Source organism: Mesorhizobium sp. M4B.F.Ca.ET.089.01.1.1, assembly GCF_004022605.1.
Taxonomy (GTDB): Bacteria; Pseudomonadota; Alphaproteobacteria; order Rhizobiales; family Rhizobiaceae; genus Mesorhizobium; species Mesorhizobium abyssinicae.
This window is the reverse complement of sequence record NZ_RZOS01001296.1, coordinates 1-525: the sequence shown is the minus strand read 5'-3', so window position 1 is coordinate 525 and position 525 is coordinate 1. Positions and strand designations below refer to the sequence as shown.

Sequence of the window (525 nt, the reverse complement as noted above, 5' to 3'; positions counted from 1 at the left end):
ATCTTGATGCATGTCTCGTCCATGTGCCACTTGCCGGTGACGGCGCGTGCGGGTCGTTTTCCGCCGCCGGGGCGGCGGCGAGCTTGCGCTCCCGTTCCTGTTCGATGGCGCGGATCTGCTGGCGCACCAGGCTGAGCCGCTTGAGGAAACGGTGGAGCTCGGCGCGGGTGTTATGCGGCAGCGCCGTCCTCTCAGCCGTGCGGATGGCCTCGAGCCTGTCCGCAGCCTGGCGCAGGCTCAGCCGCAAGTGGCGGACGCCGAAGCGGGCGAGGATCGCCTTGATGCGGTTGACGAGCCGCGTCTGCTCGCCGATCAGGCGCTCGCGCTCGCGGCTCGGTCGCCGCCAGTCCTCCTCTTCCATGGTCGGGATCGCCGCAGGTGCAATGGCGCTTTTCGCCGCGCAGCCAGCCAAGAAAGGCACGCATCAACAGCTCGGGGTCGAGGCGATCGGTCTTGGCACGGCGGTGCTCGCGCGACAGCGGCTCGTCGGGCAGCAGGGTCTGGGACTGGAGGTTCTAAAGGGGG

General features: G+C 69.0%; 1 pseudogene. It reads right to left on the bottom strand.

Going from position 1 to position 525, the window contains the following annotated elements:
- A pseudogene (locus EN780_RS37240) lies at nt 1–361 on the bottom strand (IS110 family transposase); the annotation flags it as partial.
- Nucleotides 362–525: the final 164 nt, after the last annotated feature.